Source organism: Mesorhizobium sp. M0040, from assembly GCF_040323505.1.
Classification (GTDB): Bacteria; Pseudomonadota; Alphaproteobacteria; order Rhizobiales; family Rhizobiaceae; genus Mesorhizobium.
The window spans coordinates 1-17,406 of the sequence record NZ_JAMYVA010000019.1 but is presented as its reverse complement, the minus strand read 5'-3'; the positions used below and the strand labels follow the sequence as shown (position 1 = coordinate 17,406).

Sequence of the window (17,406 nt, the reverse complement as noted above, 5' to 3'; positions counted from 1 at the left end):
CCGGTTCGGTTAACTCAGGCTCGCTATCAGTTTTTCGAGCAGGCGTGCGAGCATGATCTGCTCCGGGCGTACTAACCCAGAAAGTATCTGGTGCTCGCTGGCGACGTGAGCGGTAACCGCCTCGTCAATCAACGCCAGACCCTTTTTTGTCAGCTGCACGACAATGCCGCGGCGATCGTCGGGGTGCGGCCCGCGCTTGATCAGGCCGGATTTCTCGAGCCGATCGAGGCGGTTGGTCATCGCGCCCGACGTCACCATCGTCGCCTCGTAGAGAGCCGTCGGCGTCAGCGCGTATGGCGGCCCGGAACGACGCAGCGTCGCCAGCACATCGAATTCTCCGGATTGCAGCCCGTAACTTGCAAACAGCGGCGCCAGCCGCTCTCGTGCGATCAGCGAGGCGGCCTCGCTCAACCGTCCAAGCACGGCCATCGGCGAGACATCGAGATCCGGCCGTTCCTTTTTCCATTGCCCGATCGCTTTTGCCGCGCGATCCATGTCTCTCACCGTTATGTATTTTGACGTGAAGAATCTTTATATTATCTTACCTCAGCTTGTGGTGTAGGCCAAGGGCCGCGAACGGGCGACGGGACGGTGCGATGAAATTTCTCTGGGACTCGGCGCTTGGCCTTCTGGTCGTCACCGGCGGACTGCTCGGCCTGACGCTGCCGTTCGGCAAGATCGCGACGGCGGCCGGCGTGCCCGCCATGGTCTGGGCCTTCGTCATCTCGCTTGGTGCCGGCGGCGTGCTTTTGTGCGCATTGCTGCTCAACGGGCAGCGCATGCGGCTTACGCTGCACAGGCTGCGCTATTTCTTCGTCACCGCGGCCGTCTCCTACGCAATCCCCAATCTGCTGATGTTTTCAGCGATCCCGCATCTGGGAGCCGGCTATAGCGGCATCATGTTCACGCTGTCGCCGGTCGTAACGCTGGTGTTCTCGATGCTGCTCGGGGTCAGGCGCCCCACCATGCTCGGCGTCGTCGGCATCGCCGTCGGTTTCGTCGGCGCAGTCATGGTGGCGGTGACGCGTGGCGAAGCGGGCCAGCCGGCCGAATTTTTCTGGGTGGCGATGGGCCTGCTCATTCCGGTCAGCCTCGCCGCCGGCAACATCTACCGTACCGTCGACTGGCCCGAAGGCACCGGCCCGATCGAGCTCGCCGTCGGCAGCCATCTGGCAGCAGCCTTGATGCTGTTTGCCGGCATTCTGGTCCTGCTTGGCGGCAATGCATTCGGCTCGCTCGGCGGCGTGCCGCTGGTCGCTGCGGCACAGGTGGCATCAGCCTCGGCGATGTTCGCCTTCTTCTTCCGCCTGCAAGCGGTCGGCGGCCCGGTCTATCTCAGCCAGATCGGCTACGTCGCGGCGGCGGTCGGGCTGTTTGCCGGGACCCTCTTCCTCGGCGAGCGCTATCAACTGCTGACCTGGGCCGGTGCCGTCATCATCACCGCCGGCGTGTTCATCACCACCAAGGCGCAAAGCCAGAGGCCATAGGGGCCAGAAGGCGTAAGCTTCAGACGGATGCCTTCTCCGCCAGCACCATGTAGTTGACGTCCATGTCCTTCGAGCGCTGCCAGCGGTCGGCGAGCGGGTTGTAGGTGACGCCGGTGCGGTCGATGACGGTCAGGCCGGCGCCGGCAAGCGCCTTTTCCAGTTCCTCGGGGCGCACCAGCTTGCCGAACTGGTGGGTGCCGCGTGGCAGCCAACGCAGCACATATTCGGCGCCGATGATGGCCAGGCCCAGGGCCTTCAGCGTGCGGTTGATGGTGGCGACGAACATGATGCCGCCAGGCTTGACCATCTCGCCGCATTTGGCCAGGAACAGATCGACATTGGCGACATGCTCGACCACTTCCATGTTGAGGATGACGTCGAATTTTTCGCCGGCATCGGCAAGGTCTTCCGCGGTCGTGGCGCGATAATCCACGCTCACGCCGACTTCCGCCGCATGCAGCTTGGCCACTTCGATGTTGGTGGCGGAGGCATCGGCGCCGACCACTTCGGCGCCAAGCCGCGCCATCGGCTCGCACAAAAGCCCGCCGCCGCAGCCGATGTCAAGGAAACGCAGGCCTTCGAACGGCCGTGCCGCACGCGGATCGCGGCCGAAGCGGGCCGCCACCTGGTCGCGGATATAGGCAAGCCGGATCGGGTTGAACTTGTGCAACGGGCGGAACTTGCCGTTCGGGTTCCACCATTCGGCGGCAAGGGCGGAAAAGCGTTCCACCTCTCCGGCATCGATCGTCGATCGTCGGGGCTCTGGCATGGCGTGGTCTCCTCGGACGCTAGGAAGTCGGGCGCGAGGCTGCGAATGTCAAGGCGCGAAATTCACCGCCGGCGGTGCGATGCGCGCGATGCCTTCCGGCGCGGCCTTTTGCCGGCTGCATTTGTGTCAGCACGTGTCAGTTGATGGTGTGCCGGAAGGAAACGCCTAGGCTTTGGCGGACGAAGCAGAGACATCGGGTTCGGAGGAGTGCGCAATGATGCGAGCGGTTGCTTCCATTCTTTGGCGCCGGCTTGACCAGGAAGGCCACGACGCTTGCCTTCTGTCGGAAGCGAGTTCCGGGTGGAACCTCAGGGGACACGCGCTTTTCGTCCAGGACGGCGAGCCGTGCAGCATCGCCTACGAGGCGGACTGCGACGCCGATTGGCATACACGATCGGCGCGCGCCGACGGCTTTCTCGGCACGCAAGAGCTGCATTACAGGATCGACCGGCTGACCGAGCGCCAATGGACGCTGAACGGCGAGCATCAAGCGGAAGCCGACGGTCTCATCGATGTCGATCTCGGCTTCACGCCCGCCACAAACCTTTTGGCGCTTCGCCGTTTTGCCCTCGATGTCGGTATGGCGACGCCCGCGCCGGCAGCCTATCTGACATTTCCCGAAATCAGGCTCGTTCGCCTCGAGCAAACCTATCAGCGCGTCGATGCTGCACATTACGCCTATGCCGCCCCGATGTTCGGCTACCACGAGACACTGGAGGTCTCGCCGCTCGGTTTCGTCCTCGACTATCCGCGCCTGTGGAGAGCCACGGCACAGCTGGGCTGAAGCGAGCACCATTTTGGCAAGAAGCAGTGCAGGCGCGATGCTGCGCTGGTGTGTCGCCCGGCCGGCAGCGGCGGCACGCCTTGCGAAACCGCTATCATTTGGCTAAGGAGGCCGCGCATTGAGCGCCCGGCCACAGCTTGGCGCATTTTTCCGCTTTTCGGCCTCCGGTCCGGCATCCAGTCAAAGGCATTTCGCTTCTATGGCGCGCATCGTGATGAAATTCGGCGGAACCTCCGTCGCCGACATCGCCCGCATCCGCAATGTGGCGCGTCATGTCAAACGCGAGGTCGACGCCGGCCATGAGGTCGCCGTCGTGGTCTCGGCGATGGCCGGCAAGACCAACGAGCTCGTGCAATGGACGCGAGAGGCCTCGCCGATGCACGATGCGCGTGAATATGACGCCGTGGTCGCGTCGGGCGAGCAGGTCACTGCCGGCTTGCTGGCGATCGCGCTGCAGAATATCGGCGTGCATGCCCGCTCCTGGCAAGGCTGGCAGATCCCGATCAAGACCGACAACGCGCATGGCGCGGCGCGCATTCTCGATATCGACGGCGGATTCCTGATCAAGCGCTTCGGCGAAGGCCAGGTGGCGGTGGTCGCCGGTTTCCAAGGCATCGGGCCGGACAACCGGATCGCAACGCTCGGCCGCGGCGGTTCCGATACCAGCGCTGTCGCCATCGCGGCAGCGGTCAAGGCCGACCGCTGCGATATCTACACCGATGTCGACGGGGTCTACACGACCGATCCGCGCATCGAGCCGAAGGCGCGGCGGCTGGCCAAGATTTCCTTCGAGGAAATGCTCGAAATGGCCTCGCTCGGGGCCAAGGTCCTGCAGGTGCGCTCGGTCGAGCTTGCCATGGTGCACAGGGTGCGTACGTTTGTGCGGTCGTCCTTCGACGATCCCGACGCACCCGGAATGGGGGATTTGCTCAATCCGCCGGGAACGCTTATTTGCGACGAGGAAGAGATCGTGGAACAGCAGGTCGTCACCGGAATTGCCTATGCCAAGGATGAAGCGCAGATTTCGCTGCGCCGCGTCGGCGACCGGCCGGGCGTCGCCGCCGGCATTTTCGGGCCGCTGGCCGAGGCCAACATCAACGTCGACATGATCGTCCAGAACATTTCCGAGGACGGCAAGTTCACCGACATGACCTTCACCGTGCCGTCCGGCGACGTCGACAAGGCGCTCGCCGTGCTCGAGCGGCTGAAGGCGACGATCGGCTACGACGTGGTGCAGTCGGAAGCCGGCATGTCGAAGGTCTCGGTCATCGGCATCGGCATGCGCAGCCATGCCGGCGTCGCCGCCACCGCCTTCAAGGCGCTGGCCGACCGCGCGATCAACATCCGCGCCATCACGACGTCCGAAATCAAGATTTCGATCCTGATCGACGGTCCCTATACGGAACTAGCAGTTCGCACTTTGCATTCCGTGTACGGTCTGGATAAGCAGTAGCAGACTGCATCGGCCCGAAAATCGGAATCGATTTTCGGAAGGGAGGATGCAGCGGATCGAAAATCTTGGAGCGGTCTTTATGCGTCCAATTGGACGATGGCGCTCTAATTGAGTTGTTGCGTTTGTGCCGCTGTGCAGGGCAACCTGCACCGGTTGAAACGCTATTGGAGAAGAAGCCGCGATGCGTGATTCGGCCAGTGGCCCGCGCGTTTTGCTGAAACGGCTCCGCGAGCTCATGCAAGAGCCGCTGGAGCCGCAGGAGCGGCTTGACCGAATCGTGCGCGACATCGCCTCCAACATGGTTGCCGAGGTCTGCTCGCTCTATGTGCTGCGCGCCGATTCGGTGCTCGAACTCTACGCCACCGAAGGCCTGAACCCGAACGCCGTCCACCTGGCGCAGCTCAGGCTGGGCCAAGGCCTGGTCGGCACGATCGCGGCCTCGGCGCGGCCGCTCAACCTCTCCAATGCACAGGAGCATCCTGCCTTCGCCTACCTGCCGGAGACAGGGGAAGAAATCTATAATTCCTTCCTCGGCGTGCCGGTGCTGCGGGCAGGGCGGACACTCGGCGTCCTGGTCGTGCAGAACAAGACCATGCGCCATTATCGCGACGACGAGGTCGAGGCGCTGGAAACAACGGCGATGGTGATCGCCGAGATGATCGCCACCGGCGATCTGGAGCGGCTGACAAGGCCCGGCCTAGAGCTCGATCTGCGTCGCCCGGTAAGCTTTACCGGCCTGTCCTTCAATGAAGGCGTCGGGCTCGGCCATGTGGTGCTGCACGAGCCGCGCATCGTCGTCACCAATCTTTTCAACGAGGACAGCGAGGAAGAGGTCAGGCGGCTCGACGCCTCCCTCGGCTCGCTCCGGCTCTCCATCGACGACATGCTGGAGCGCCGCGACGTCGCCTTCGAGGGCGAGCATCGCCAGGTGCTCGAAGCCTATCGCATGTTCGCCAACGACCGCGGCTGGGTGCGCCGGCTCGAGGAGGCGATCCGCAACGGCCTGACGGCCGAAGCGGCGGTCGAAAAGGTGCAGAGCGACATGCGTGCCCGCATGCTGCACATGACCGATCCGTATCTGCGCGAACGGATGAGCGATTTCGACGATCTCGCCAATCGGCTGCTGCGGCAGCTGATGGGGCGCGGACCGGAGGACGTCGCGGCCTCGCTGCCCAAGGACGCCATCATCGTCGCCCGCTCGATGGGTGCTGCGGAGCTGCTCGATTATCCCAGGGACAAGCTGCGCGGGCTGGTGCTGGAGGACGGCGCCGCGACCAGCCATGTCGTCATCGTGGCGCGGGCCATGGGCATACCGGTCGCCGGCCAGATGAAGGGCGCCGTTTCCATGGCGGAAAACGGCGATGCCATCATCGTCGACGGCGAGGAGGGCGCAATCCATCTGCGCCCGCAGCCCGACCTCGAGGCGGCCTATGCCGAGAAAGTGCGTTTCCGGGCGCGGCGGCAGGAGGTCTACCGCGAGCTGCGCAAGAAGCCATCGGTGACCAAGGACGGTGTCCAGGTCGATCTTCTGATGAATGCCGGGCTGGCGGTCGACCTGCCGCAACTGGCCGAAGCGGGCGCGGCCGGCATCGGCCTGTTCCGCACCGAGCTGCAATTCATGGTCGCCTCGACCTTTCCGCGCGCGGAAGCCCAGGAGCGCTTGTACCGTGACGTGCTCGAGGCGGCGCGCGACAAGCCGGTGACGTTCCGCACCATCGATATTGGCGGCGACAAGGTGCTGCCCTATTTCAAGGGCTCGATCCAGGAGGAAAATCCGGCGCTCGGCTGGCGGGCCATCCGCCTGACGCTCGACCGGCCTGGATTGCTGCGCACCCAGATCCGCGCGCTGCTCAAGGCGTGCGGCGGGCGCGAACTGAAGCTGATGCTGCCAATGGTGACGGAACTCGGCGAGATCGCGCAGGCGCGCGAGATCATCGATCGCGAGGTCCGGCATCTGTCGCGCTTTGCCCATCATTTGCCGACCAGCCTTAAGGTGGGGGCGATGCTGGAGGTGCCGTCGTTGCTGTTCCAGCTCGACGAGTTGATGAAGGCGGTCGATTTCGTCTCGGTCGGCTCGAACGACCTGTTCCAGTTCGTCATGGCGGTGGACCGCGGCAACACCCAATTGTCCGACCGCTTCGACCCGCTGTCGACGCCGTTCCTGCGTGTTTTGAAGCAAATTGCCGATGCCGGGGCTCGCAACCAGACGCCGGTGACCTTGTGCGGCGAACTTGCCGGCAAGCCGATCTCGGCGATGGCGCTGATCGGCCTTGGCTATCGCTCGATCTCGATGTCGCCGGCATCGATCGGCCCGGTCAAGGCGATGCTGACGGAACTGCCGCTCAGCGAGTTGGAAGCGTTCTTCGACGACAATCTGATGGCGCCGGCGCATGGCCTGCCGATGCGGGCGCTGCTGCAAGCCTTTGCCGACGACCGCTCGATACCGCTGTAGACTTCGCCATGATCAACCTGCCCCGCGACCGTATGGATCAAGTCGTCAAGCGTTTCGACATGCTCGAAGCGCAGATGTCGGCCGGGCCAGCGGCGGACGCCTATGTCAGGATGGCCTCCGAATATGCCGACATCCAGGAGATGGTGGCAAATATCAGGGCACTGCGCGCCGCGGAGCACGAACAGGGCGATCTGGAGGCGATGCTCGCCGACAAGGGCACCGACGCCGAGATGCGGGCCTTGGCCGAGGCCGACCTGCCGGAGGTCAAGCATCGCATCGAGGCGCTGCAGAAGGACATCCAGATCCTGCTCTTGCCCAAGGATGCCGCCGACGACAAGAACGCCATCCTCGAGATCCGCGCCGGCACCGGCGGCGACGAGGCGGCGCTTTTCGCCGGCGACCTGTTTCGCATGTACGAGCGCTATGCCGCGGCGCATGGCTGGCGCTTCGAGACGGTGTCGGCCAGCGAGGGTGAGGTCGGCGGCTACAAGGAAATCATCGCCACCGTTTCGGGCAAGGGCGTCTTTGCCCATCTGAAGTTCGAATCCGGCGTGCACCGGGTGCAGCGCGTGCCGACGACCGAGGCGGGCGGACGCATTCATACCTCGGCGGCGACGGTCGCGGTGCTGCCGGAAGCCGAAGAGGTCGACATCGAGATCAGGGCCGATGACATCCGCATCGACACGATGCGCGCCTCGGGTTCCGGCGGCCAGCACGTCAACACCACCGATTCGGCCGTGCGCATCACCCATCTGCCGACCGGCATCATGGTGGTGCAGGCGGAAAAGTCGCAGCACCAGAACCGGGCGAAGGCCATGCAGATCCTGCGCGCCAGGCTCTACGACCTCGAGCGCAGCAAGGCGGACGAGGAACGTTCCGAATCGCGCAAGTCGCAGGTCGGCTCGGGCGACCGCTCGGAACGCATCCGCACCTATAATTTTCCGCAGGGTCGCGTCACCGATCATCGTATCAACCTGACGCTCTATAAGCTCGACCGGGTGATGATGGGCGAACTCGACGAGATCATCGACGCGCTGATCGCCGATCACCAGTCGAAGCTGCTCGCCGATATCGGCATCGATGGCTGACAGCCTGCCCGCCACGCTGGCGCCGCTGCTGCGGGAGGCGCGAAACCGGCTCACCGCGGCCGGGATCGCGGATCCGGCGCTCGATGCCAGGCTGATCGTCGAGCATTTTTCCGGCACCAGTCGCACGCAGGCCATCGCCGATCCCGGGCGCGCTGTCGATGCGGACGTGACGGCGGTAATCGAAGCCGCCTTGCGGCGGCGCATCGCCGGCGAGCCGGTACACCGGATCCTTGGCTACCGCGAATTCTACGGCTTGCGCCTTTCGCTTTCGCCGCAAACGCTGGAGCCGCGGCCGGATACCGAAACGCTGGTCGAGGCTATACTGCCCTTCGTCAAGGCAATGGCGGCACGCGAGGGCGACTGCCGCATCCTCGATCTAGGGACCGGCACCGGTGCCATCGCGCTGGCGCTGCTCAGCGCCGTTCCGGCCGCGACCGCCACCGGCGTCGATATTTCGCAAGAGGCGCTGGCCACAGCCATGCGCAATGCCGGGGAATTGGGGCTCGCCGGCCGGTTCACGGCGCTCAAATCCGACTGGTTTGAAAAAGTTTCTGGCCGGTACCATGTAATTGTCGCAAACCCTCCCTATATACCCTCAGACGACATTGGAAATCTGCAGGACGAGGTCCGCGGTTTCGATCCAGGCCAGGCCCTCGATGGTGGCGTGGACGGTCTGAGCCCCTACAGGAAGATCGCCGCGGGAGCGGCAGCGTATTTGGAACTCCAAGGCAGGATTGCGGTCGAGATCGGCCATACGCAGCACCAACAGGTTACGGAGATATTCTCCGCGGCCGGGTACCGTTCGGTCGGGGTGTTTCGTGATCTCGGCGGAAACGACAGAGTTCTTGTGTTCGAACGGTGGAAGCCGTGATGCAGTGCGAAAAAAGCGCTTGGCAATACCGGGGAATGCGGCTAGGGTCGCGTTAACCGGATGAGACGAAGCAGGCAGTGCTCTTAGCGATTCGGTTTTCCTTGGAAATAGCTGCCTTCTTGCGCAAACGACGCCCAAGCTTCGTGCGGGAATCGTCCGGCAAGTGAAGTAACCGGAACAGGATGGCACGTGGCGCCAACGCAATTGATGCGGGCGAACGCCGGTGAAGGAACGAAACGGCTGGCCGCATGAGCGCCTCCGTTCGTGAAGAGTTTTTCGAAAATTTCAAAGTGAAGAGAGTCTAATGAGGCCACAACAGCAAAACAGGCGCATGCGCGGTCGCAACAACAGTGGCGGCGGCGGCAACAACAATAACAACAACAATCGTAAGGGGCCGAATCCCCTGACGCGTAACTATGAGAGCAACGGCCCGGACGTGAAGATCCGCGGATCGGCTCAGCAGATTGCCGAGAAGTACGCAACCCTTGCCCGTGACGCGCAAAGCTCCGGCGACCGGGTGATGGCGGAAAACTATCTCCAGCATGCAGAGCACTATAACCGCATCATCGCAGCCGCTCAGGCGCAGATGCCGATCCAGAACGCCCAGCAGAATCGCGACGATTTCGACGATGACGGCGACGAGGATCGCGACGAGTTCGACAATGCCGGCAACAACAATGCCAACGAGACGTCGGGTTCGGCGGTCAATCACGGGGCCGGCCCGCAGCCGGTCATCGATGGCACGCCGGCCGAGCTGGCGCTGAACCAGGAAAACAGCCGCGACAATCGGGGCGGCCGCGACAACCGTGACGGCCGCGACAACAATGGCGGACGCCACCGCGACCGTCGCCCCAATGGCGGTTACGGCCAGAACGGTCAGCGCGGCGAGTATGGCGCGCGCGGCGAGCAGGGTGGCCAGCGCGTCGAACAGCCACGGCGCGACGAGACGCCGGCGCAGGCGGAGCCCGTACCGGCCGCTGAGCCGGTCTTTGTGAGCGAGCCCGCACCGCAATTCCAAAATCTTTCGCCGGCGGGTCTCGCCGCCCAGGCCGAGCTCAACGAAGCCGCGGCCGAAAACAGCCCGGCACGCCGCCCCAGGCGTCCGCGTCGCCCGCGCCTCGATGTCGAACAGGCAGATGGCGGCAACGACAACGCCGGCCCTGACAGTGCCGAGACAAGCAGTGCCGAGACAAGCAATGCCGAGACTGGCAGTACCGACGCTGGCAATGTCGATGCAGCGCCGGCTGAAGGCCCCGGCGGTCAAGCTGTGATCGCAGACGTCGAGAATTGATCGGAAAAACGTTCAGCCGATCTTAGCGCATCCTTTACCCTGGACGGCGGAGAGAAATCTCCGCCGTTTTTGTTTGCGCGCTCGGAATATTATGCGTTCGCCAGTGTCGAGTCTTGAGGGTCCGTGGTTTGCGTCCCATATCTTGCGTGAACAGGATCCGGCTCGAACGGGCGGGTCCGTCACCGCAATCTGATCCGGTGCCGCGAAGCGGGCCGGTGACGGAAGGAGACAGGCATGAATCTTGAAAAATATTCCGAGCGCGTGCGCGGCTTTATCCAGTCCGCGCAAACCATGGCGCTCTCCCGCAGCCACCAGCAATTCACTCCCGAGCATATTCTCAAGGTCCTTGTCGATGACGACGAGGGCCTGGCTGCGTCGCTGATCGAACGCGCCGGCGGCAATGTCCGTGACGTCAAGCTCGGCGTCGAAACGGCACTGGAGGCAATGCCCAAGGTCGAGGGCGGCAATGGCCAGCTCTATCTGGCGCAGCCGCTGGCAAAGGTGTTTTCGACCGCCGAGGAGCTGGCCAAGAAGGCCAGTGACAGCTTCGTTACCGTCGAACGGCTATTGCAGGCGCTGGCCATGGAAAAATCGGCCAAGACCGCCGACATCCTGTCCAAGGCGGGTGTCACGCCGCAGGCGCTGAACCAGGTCATCAACGACGTACGCAAAGGTCGCACTGCCGATTCGGCGAGCGCCGAGCAGGGCTACGACGCGCTGAAGAAATACGCGCGCGACCTGACGGCGGACGCCCGCGCGGGCAAGCTCGATCCGGTCATCGGCCGCGACGACGAAATCCGCCGCACCATCCAGGTGCTGTCGCGCCGCACCAAGAACAACCCAGTGCTGATCGGCGAACCCGGCGTCGGCAAGACGGCGATCGCCGAAGGGCTGGCGCTGCGCATCGTCAATGGCGATGTGCCGGAATCGCTCAAGGACAAGCAGCTGATGGCGCTCGACATGGGGTCGCTGATCGCCGGCGCCAAGTACCGCGGCGAGTTCGAGGAGCGGCTGAAGGCGGTACTTTCCGAAGTCACGTCTGCCGCCGGCGGCATCATTCTGTTCATCGACGAGATGCACACGCTTGTCGGTGCCGGCAAGGCGGATGGCGCCATGGACGCGTCGAACCTGCTGAAGCCGGCGCTCGCCCGCGGCGAACTGCATTGTGTCGGCGCAACCACGCTCGACGAATACCGCAAGCATGTCGAGAAGGATGCGGCCCTTGCCCGCCGCTTCCAGCCGGTCTTCGTCAATGAGCCGACGGTCGAAGACACTGTCTCGATCCTGCGCGGCTTGAAAGAGAAATACGAGCAGCACCACAAGGTGCGCATCTCGGATTCGGCACTGGTCGCGGCCGCAACCCTGTCCAACCGCTACATCGCTGACCGCTTCCTGCCGGACAAGGCGATCGACCTGGTCGACGAGGCCGCGTCGCGGCTCCGCATGCAGGTCGATTCGAAGCCCGAGGCGCTGGACGAGATCGACCGCCGCATCATGCAGCTCAAGATCGAGCGCGAGGCGCTGAAGGTCGAGAAGGACGATGCCTCGAAGGACCGGCTCGCGCGGCTCGAGAAGGAACTCTCGAACCTCGAGGAGGAATCGACCGAGCTGACCTCGAAATGGCAGGCCGAGAAGCAGAAGCTCGGGCTTGCCGCCGACCTCAAGAAGCAGCTCGACGAGGCGCGCAACGAACTTGCCATCGCCCAGCGCCAGGGTGAATTCCAGCGCGCCGGCGAACTTGCTTACGGCAAGATCCCGGAACTCGAAAAGCAGCTGAAGCAGGCCGAAGCCAGGGATGGCAAGGCCGGCATGGTCGAAGAAGTGGTCGGCCCCGATCATGTCGCCCATATCGTCTCGCGCTGGACGGGGATCCCGGTCGACAAGATGCTGGAAGGGGAGCGCGACAAGCTGTTGCGCATGGAAGACGAGATCGGCAAGCGCGTCGTCGGCCAGGGCGAGGCGGTGCAGGCAGTGTCGAAAGCGGTGCGCCGTGCGCGCGCCGGCCTGCAGGACCCGAACCGGCCGCTCGGCTCGTTCATGTTCCTCGGGCCGACGGGTGTCGGCAAGACCGAACTGACGAAGGCGCTGGCCAGCTTCCTGTTCGACGACGAGAGCGCGATGGTGCGCATCGACATGTCGGAGTTCATGGAGAAGCACTCGGTCGCCCGGCTGATCGGCGCGCCTCCCGGCTATGTCGGCTATGAGGAAGGCGGCGCGCTGACCGAAGCGGTGCGGCGCCGGCCCTATCAGGTCGTGCTGTTCGACGAGATCGAGAAGGCGCATCCTGATGTCTTCAACGTGCTGCTGCAGGTGCTCGACGACGGCCGGCTGACCGATGGGCAGGGCCGCACGGTCGATTTCCGCAACACGCTGATCATCATGACATCGAACCTCGGCGGCGAATATCTGGTCAATCTCGGCGAGGACCAGGATGTCGACGTCGTGCGCGACGAGGTGATGAATGTCGTCAGGGCTTCGTTCCGGCCGGAATTCCTCAACCGCATCGACGAGGTAATCCTGTTCCACCGGCTGCGCCGGCAGGATATGGGTCGTATCGTCGAGATCCAGCTCAAGCGCCTGGAAAACCTGCTTGTCGACCGCAAGATCGCGCTTTCGCTCGATCAGGAGGCGATCGATTGGCTGGCGGCCAAGGGCTATGACCCTGCCTATGGCGCGCGGCCGCTGAAGCGGGTGATGCAGAAGGAATTGCAGGACCCGCTGGCGGAAAAGATCCTGCTCGGCGAGATCCTCGACGGCTCGACCGTCAAGGTCACCGCTGGGTCCGACCGCTTGAACTTCCGCTCGAAGCCGGCAGTCGTGGCAACCGAAGCGGCCGCCTGAGCTCAAGCCAAGAGCCTGTTCCATCCCGATCGAATCGGGATGGAATTCCTATCTTCAATCTCGACCATGATCCTTTCCGAAAAACCGGCATACCCTTTTGTTACGCCGGCCTTCGGTTCATGGTCCAACATCACTGGCGGGGCGCAGATGACGCTGGACGACTATAACAGCTTCTGCGCCTCGCTGCCTTCGGCGACCCATGTCGTGCAGTGGGGCGGCGCCCATGTCTGGAAGGTCGGCGGCAAGGTCTTCGCGATCGGCGGCTGGAGTGAGGGCAAGGAGCCGTTCGTTACCTTCAAATGCTCCGACATCGCCTATGACGTGCTGAGGGAGCAGCCGGGCCTTCGGCCCGCGCCCTATCTTGCCTCGCGCGGCATGAAATGGATCCAGCGCCAGACCGGCGAAAGCATGGATGATGGCGCGCTGAAGGATTATTTGCGCGAAAGCCACCGTCTTGTCGTGCTGAAGCTGACGAAGCAGGCGCGCAAGGAATTGGGGCTCGCTGCCGGTTAATCGGTCAGAAATCCGCCATCTTCATGCCCGGTTCATATTGGAACCTTATCGTTGGCAACTGATTTGCTGGCGAAGGGGGTTCGCCTACCACATCGGCCCGAAATCGAGTTTTGATTTTCGCAAAGCACGATGCGGAGATTTAAGGCGTTAGAGCGTCCTTTGCGCGTCGAAAAAGACGCGCGGCGCTTTGAAGAGACAATGCCGGCGGCGGCAATTACGGACCGGAGAATTTGGCCATCATGTTGCGCACCATCTTCACCCTTTCAGCGCTTGCTGCCGGGCTGCTGGCGTCGAATGCGATGGCCTCGCCAATAGTGGATACCGCGCCACGGGTGGTTCGTGCCGCCAATGGCGGCGGCATTCTTGTCGCCCAGAACGGCAATCTCGATATCTACTACGATGCCAGGGGAAACCGCGTCATCGTCGATGCGGAGACCGGCAAGGTCATCGCCATCCAGCCGCCGCAGACCAGGCTCGACCGCCGCGCCTTGCGCCGCGAGCGCTTGCGCAACCTCGGACCGGTCGAGGACGACCCCTATTATCTCGACGACCCTGAGGACACGGCGCGGTTCCGCCGCAGGCAGATGGAAGACGAGGGCAGGGTCATCATACCGCCGGCTGACGAGTACGACCCCTATGGCGACAATTCGGTGGAAGCCTTCCCCGAAGCGCCACGGGATGACGGCTACGGCAACGGTTATCCGGAGGCAGCGCAGCCGGTAAAGCCGCGCACCATCGAGCGCCAGCCGCTCAACGAGGCCTCGATCGAGCCGGTCGAGCCGACGGTGCCGAACGAGCAGGCGGCCTTACCGCCAGACACAGCCCCGCCGCCAAGCACTGGCGGCAAGACGGCGGTCGACCCGTCGCTTGCGCTCGGCGCCCGTCAGGACGTGGCGGCACTGCAGGTGCTGCTCGACCGTGCCGGTGCATCGCCCGGCGTCATCGACGGACGCTTCGGCTCGAATGTCGACAAGGCACTTGCCGCCTACAACGAAATCACCGGCAGCAATCTGAAATCGACCGACGCAATCGGCATCCAGGCGGCCCTGGCGCAATCCGGCGGCGATGCCTTCGCCTCCTATACGATCACGCCCGAGGATGCGGCCGGTCCCTATGTCGCCTCGATACCGGAGGACTACAGCCAAAAGGCGCAGCTCGATCGGATGGGCTACACGTCGGTACCCGAAGCGCTGGCCGAGCGCTTCCATATGGATGAAACCTATCTGAACAAGCTCAATCCGGACGCCAATTTCAATCGTCCGGGCACCATCATCAAGGTCGCCAATTTCGGCAGGCTGGTGGCGACGCCGGTGGCGCGCATCATCGCCGACAAGTCCAATAAGCAGGTCCGCGCCTATGATGCGGCGGGCAAGCTGGTCGCAGCCTATCCGGCGACTATCGGCTCGTCCGACACGCCGTCGCCGTCCGGCACGCATGCGGTGTCGCGTGTCGCATTGGACCCGAACTACACCTACAACCCGAACATCAATTTCAAGCAGGGCGAAAACGACAGGATCCTGACCATCCCGCCGGGGCCGAACGGCCCGGTCGGCTCGGTCTGGATTGCGCTGGACAAGCCGACCTACGGCATTCACGGCACGCCGGATCCGTCCAAGATCGGCAAGACCGAAAGCCATGGCTGCGTGCGGCTGACCAATTGGGACGCGCGCGAGCTTGCCAAGATCGTGACGCCCGGCGTTATCGTGGAGTTCGTCGACTAAAGCGCAACGCCCGCGCCCGAATCACCCGATGACCTTGCGCAGCAGTGGCGCGCGCAGCGCTGCGGCATAGATCAGCTGCACCACCAGGATGAAGCCGACGCTGAGCAACGGGTTGATCAGGCAGAGTGCAGCGCCGACGGCCCACAGGATCTGTGCCTTGACGATGCGCAGATAGACCGTTCGGGTGGTCCCCGCGTCGACACCTTCGGCCAGAAATCCGTTTTTGTCCGCGTAGCGCCAACTGGCGAGCAGCGTCAGTCCGAGCATCAAAAGATTGAACCAGTAGACGAGCACCGCAGTCCTGAATTCGAGGAAGTCGGCGAGAAGGTCGGTCGAGAACGGCAGCAAGGCGATGAAGCCGAGGAAGCAGAGGTTCAGCGTGGCAAGCCGCCGGTCGGATTTTGCAATCAGCCCGTGTTGCGCCTGCTGGCCGAACCAGAAGATGGTCAGCGTCAGGAAGCTGAGCGCATAGGTCAGAAAGCGCGGCGCCAGTGCTGTGATCGCTGTGATCAACTCGCGTTCGGAATGCACCGTTTCATGCGCCGGCACCCTGATCTCGAGAACGATCAGGGTGAGCGCGATGGCGAACACGCCGTCGGTGATGCCGACGACGCGCCCGCGTCCTTCCGCCGAGGGTTCGAGCGGTCGTTTCATGCGGTATTTCCCCCTTGCCTGTAGCGCCGCGAGAAGCTTAGCACGGCACTTGCCGTTTGCACCCTGAGCGGCGTGATCCTGCCTGTGTGGCCAGGTTGGGCCTGGTTTCAACGAGAACAGCGTGCTGGGCGGTTGTCGCCGGCGCGCCGGCGATCTAGGTAAGGCGGCATGCACACGCCAACCAAAGTCGGTACCGGCGCCGTTCCCCTGACCGGCTCACTTCCCGCCGATACGTTCTGTCCGCAGGCGCAGCGGCGGTTCGTGCTGATCGCCGCGATCCTGGCTTCTGCGCTCGGCTTCATCGACGGGTCGGTCCTGGCCATTGCGACGCCGGCGATCCGCGTCGACCTCGGCGCCAGCCTCGCCGAGGCACAATGGATTTCCAATGCCTACGCATTGACACTCTCAGCCCTCATTCTCGTCGGCGGCGCCGCCGGCGATCGCTTCGGCCTGCGCCACTCCTTCGTCGCCGGCATCGTCCTGTTCATTGCCGCCTCGCTTGCCTGCGCGCTGGCGCCTAACCCGGCGGTGCTTATTGCGTTTCGGGCTATCCAGGGTGTCGGAGCGGCCATCATGGTGCCGGGCAGCCTGGCCATTATCGCCAAAGCCTATCCGAAAAAGGAACGCGGCCGGGCGATCGGCATCTGGGCCGCAGCATCAGCACTGACGACGGCGCTCGGCCCGGTGCTGGGCGGCTTCGTGCTGTCGGCGTTCGGCGACGGCATCTGGCGGGCGATCTTCGCCATCAATCTGCCGCTCGGCCTTATCTCGGTCTATCTTCTGCTGGCCAAGGTCCCTGCCGACGCGCCGGCGGAAAGGCGCAGCCTCGATCTCGGCGGCGCTGCACTCGCCATATTGGCGTTCGGAGCACTCGCTTACGGTCTGACCTCGATGAGCGGTGACGGAGAGGGGCTGATGTCCGGCCCGAGTATTGCCGCCGGTGCGGTTTTGCTCGTCGTGTTCATCGTCTTCGAGCGCCGGCGGCGCGAGCCGATGATCGATCTGTCGTTGTTTCGGATCGGCGCGTTCGCGGGCGCCAATGTGGCGACCTTCTTCCTTTATTTCGCGCTGTCGGCCAATCTGTTCTATCTGCCGATGCTCATGATCGCCGGATGGGGGCTGAGCGCGGCCGAGGTCGGTTTCATCTTCCTGCCGCTGTCGGCATTGATCGCAGTGTTGTCCGGACCGGTCGGCCAGTGGTCCGACCGCATCGGGCCTCGCTTTCCGATCGCCAGCGGCAGTCTGGTGGTGGCTCTTGCCTTTGCCGGACTTGCCTTGCTGGCCTATTGGGGCATCCACAATTTCTGGATCGGGGTATTCCCGCTGATGGCTCTGATGGGGTTCGGCATGGCGCTGGTGGTATCGCCGCTGTCGACCGCCCGGCTGTACGGGGGGGCGGGCAAGCGGAAGGGGGGGGGCGGCGGGCAAAAAACCACCCGCTCGAGCCACGGCGGGCGGGTTTGGGTGGGGGGGGGTGGGTGG

At 63.9% G+C, this 17,406-nt stretch carries 14 protein-coding genes; 11 read left to right on the top strand and 3 right to left on the bottom strand.

Annotation, left to right across the window (positions count from 1 at the left end; genetic code table 11):
• Positions 1–9: 9 nt before the first annotated feature.
• The gene (locus NKJ91_RS17955; protein ID WP_352456645.1) at positions 10–495 is read right to left on the bottom strand and encodes a MarR family winged helix-turn-helix transcriptional regulator; all 486 of its coding nucleotides are present in this window, start codon (positions 493–495) and stop codon (positions 10–12) included.
• Positions 496–596: 101 nt separating this feature from the next.
• Between NKJ91_RS17955 and NKJ91_RS17950 the strand changes: the two genes are divergently transcribed.
• On the top strand, positions 597–1,487 hold the full coding sequence (locus NKJ91_RS17950; RefSeq protein WP_352456644.1) for a DMT family transporter: 891 nt from the start codon (positions 597–599) through the stop codon (positions 1,485–1,487).
• 19 nt (positions 1,488–1,506) lie between these two features.
• Here the strand turns inward: NKJ91_RS17950 and ubiG are convergent, their stop codons facing one another.
• Positions 1,507–2,256: a bifunctional 2-polyprenyl-6-hydroxyphenol methylase/3-demethylubiquinol 3-O-methyltransferase UbiG gene (gene ubiG / locus NKJ91_RS17945; protein ID WP_023675148.1), complete on the bottom strand. Its 750-nt coding sequence runs from the start codon at positions 2,254–2,256 to the stop codon at positions 1,507–1,509.
• 214 nt (positions 2,257–2,470) lie between these two features.
• On the opposite strand from ubiG, the gene NKJ91_RS17940 reads away from it, so the two are divergent.
• The 9 genes from NKJ91_RS17940 to NKJ91_RS17900 all read left to right on the top strand — a co-directional run bounded on the left by NKJ91_RS17940 (position 2,471) and on the right by NKJ91_RS17900 (position 15,270).
• Positions 2,471–3,040 (top strand): putative glycolipid-binding domain-containing protein, encoded by a 570-nt coding sequence (locus tag NKJ91_RS17940; protein WP_352456643.1) that lies wholly within the window; start codon positions 2,471–2,473, stop codon positions 3,038–3,040.
• 199 nt (positions 3,041–3,239) lie between these two features.
• Positions 3,240–4,493: an aspartate kinase gene (locus NKJ91_RS17935; RefSeq protein ID WP_352456701.1), complete on the top strand. Its 1,254-nt coding sequence runs from the start codon at positions 3,240–3,242 to the stop codon at positions 4,491–4,493.
• A gap of 181 nt (positions 4,494–4,674) precedes the next feature.
• Positions 4,675–6,945 (top strand): phosphoenolpyruvate--protein phosphotransferase, encoded by a 2,271-nt coding sequence (gene ptsP / locus NKJ91_RS17930; protein WP_352453081.1) that lies wholly within the window; start codon positions 4,675–4,677, stop codon positions 6,943–6,945.
• Between the two features lie 8 nt (positions 6,946–6,953).
• Positions 6,954–8,033, top strand: a complete 1,080-nt coding sequence (gene prfA, locus NKJ91_RS17925; protein ID WP_352456642.1) for a peptide chain release factor 1 — start codon at positions 6,954–6,956, stop codon at positions 8,031–8,033.
• The gene (gene prmC / locus NKJ91_RS17920; RefSeq protein WP_352456641.1) at positions 8,026–8,904 is read left to right on the top strand and encodes a peptide chain release factor N(5)-glutamine methyltransferase; all 879 of its coding nucleotides are present in this window, start codon (positions 8,026–8,028) and stop codon (positions 8,902–8,904) included. Before prfA ends, prmC begins: the two co-directional genes overlap by 8 nt.
• A gap of 331 nt (positions 8,905–9,235) precedes the next feature.
• A complete protein-coding gene (locus tag NKJ91_RS17915; RefSeq protein ID WP_352456640.1) occupies positions 9,236–10,195 on the top strand; it encodes a DUF4167 domain-containing protein in 960 nt (319 codons plus the stop codon).
• 234 nt (positions 10,196–10,429) lie between these two features.
• Positions 10,430–13,036, top strand: a complete 2,607-nt coding sequence (gene clpB, locus NKJ91_RS17910) for an ATP-dependent chaperone ClpB (RefSeq protein WP_352456639.1) — start codon at positions 10,430–10,432, stop codon at positions 13,034–13,036.
• A 147-nt stretch (positions 13,037–13,183) separates the two neighbouring features.
• On the top strand, positions 13,184–13,549 hold the full coding sequence (locus NKJ91_RS17905) for an MmcQ/YjbR family DNA-binding protein (protein ID WP_352456638.1): 366 nt from the start codon (positions 13,184–13,186) through the stop codon (positions 13,547–13,549).
• 239 nt (positions 13,550–13,788) lie between these two features.
• Complete coding sequence (locus NKJ91_RS17900) at positions 13,789–15,270, top strand: L,D-transpeptidase family protein (RefSeq protein ID WP_352456637.1); 1,482 nt, start codon at positions 13,789–13,791, stop codon at positions 15,268–15,270.
• 21 nt (positions 15,271–15,291) lie between these two features.
• Here NKJ91_RS17900 and NKJ91_RS17895 read toward each other — a convergent pair whose 3' ends face one another.
• A complete protein-coding gene (locus NKJ91_RS17895) occupies positions 15,292–15,924 on the bottom strand; it encodes a TMEM175 family protein (RefSeq protein ID WP_352456636.1) in 633 nt (210 codons plus the stop codon).
• Positions 15,925–16,092: 168 nt separating this feature from the next.
• Here NKJ91_RS17895 and NKJ91_RS17890 point away from each other — a divergent pair.
• On the top strand, positions 16,093–17,406 hold a 1,314-nt coding region (locus NKJ91_RS17890; protein WP_352456635.1), incomplete at its 3' end, for an MFS transporter.

Excerpts from the sequence above, each read along its gene's own strand:
- NKJ91_RS17940 (WP_352456643.1), top strand. The coding sequence starts at position 2,471 with ATGATGCGAGCGGTTGCTTCCATTCTTTGGCGCCGGCTTGACCAGGAA.
- ptsP (WP_352453081.1), top strand. The coding sequence starts at position 4,675 with ATGCGTGATTCGGCCAGTGGCCCGCGCGTTTTGCTGAAACGGCTCCGC.
- NKJ91_RS17895 (WP_352456636.1), bottom strand. The coding sequence starts at position 15,924 with ATGAAACGACCGCTCGAACCCTCGGCGGAAGGACGCGGGCGCGTCGTC.
- NKJ91_RS17950 (WP_352456644.1), top strand. The coding sequence starts at position 597 with ATGAAATTTCTCTGGGACTCGGCGCTTGGCCTTCTGGTCGTCACCGGC.
- prfA (WP_352456642.1), top strand. The coding sequence starts at position 6,954 with ATGATCAACCTGCCCCGCGACCGTATGGATCAAGTCGTCAAGCGTTTC.
- NKJ91_RS17935 (WP_352456701.1), top strand. The coding sequence starts at position 3,240 with ATGGCGCGCATCGTGATGAAATTCGGCGGAACCTCCGTCGCCGACATC.
- NKJ91_RS17915 (WP_352456640.1), top strand. The coding sequence starts at position 9,236 with ATGCGCGGTCGCAACAACAGTGGCGGCGGCGGCAACAACAATAACAAC.
- prmC (WP_352456641.1), top strand. The coding sequence starts at position 8,026 with ATGGCTGACAGCCTGCCCGCCACGCTGGCGCCGCTGCTGCGGGAGGCG.
- ubiG (WP_023675148.1), bottom strand. The coding sequence starts at position 2,256 with ATGCCAGAGCCCCGACGATCGACGATCGATGCCGGAGAGGTGGAACGC.
- NKJ91_RS17955 (WP_352456645.1), bottom strand. The coding sequence starts at position 495 with ATGGATCGCGCGGCAAAAGCGATCGGGCAATGGAAAAAGGAACGGCCG.
- NKJ91_RS17905 (WP_352456638.1), top strand. The coding sequence starts at position 13,184 with ATGACGCTGGACGACTATAACAGCTTCTGCGCCTCGCTGCCTTCGGCG.
- NKJ91_RS17900 (WP_352456637.1), top strand. The coding sequence starts at position 13,789 with ATGTTGCGCACCATCTTCACCCTTTCAGCGCTTGCTGCCGGGCTGCTG.
- clpB (WP_352456639.1), top strand. The coding sequence starts at position 10,430 with ATGAATCTTGAAAAATATTCCGAGCGCGTGCGCGGCTTTATCCAGTCC.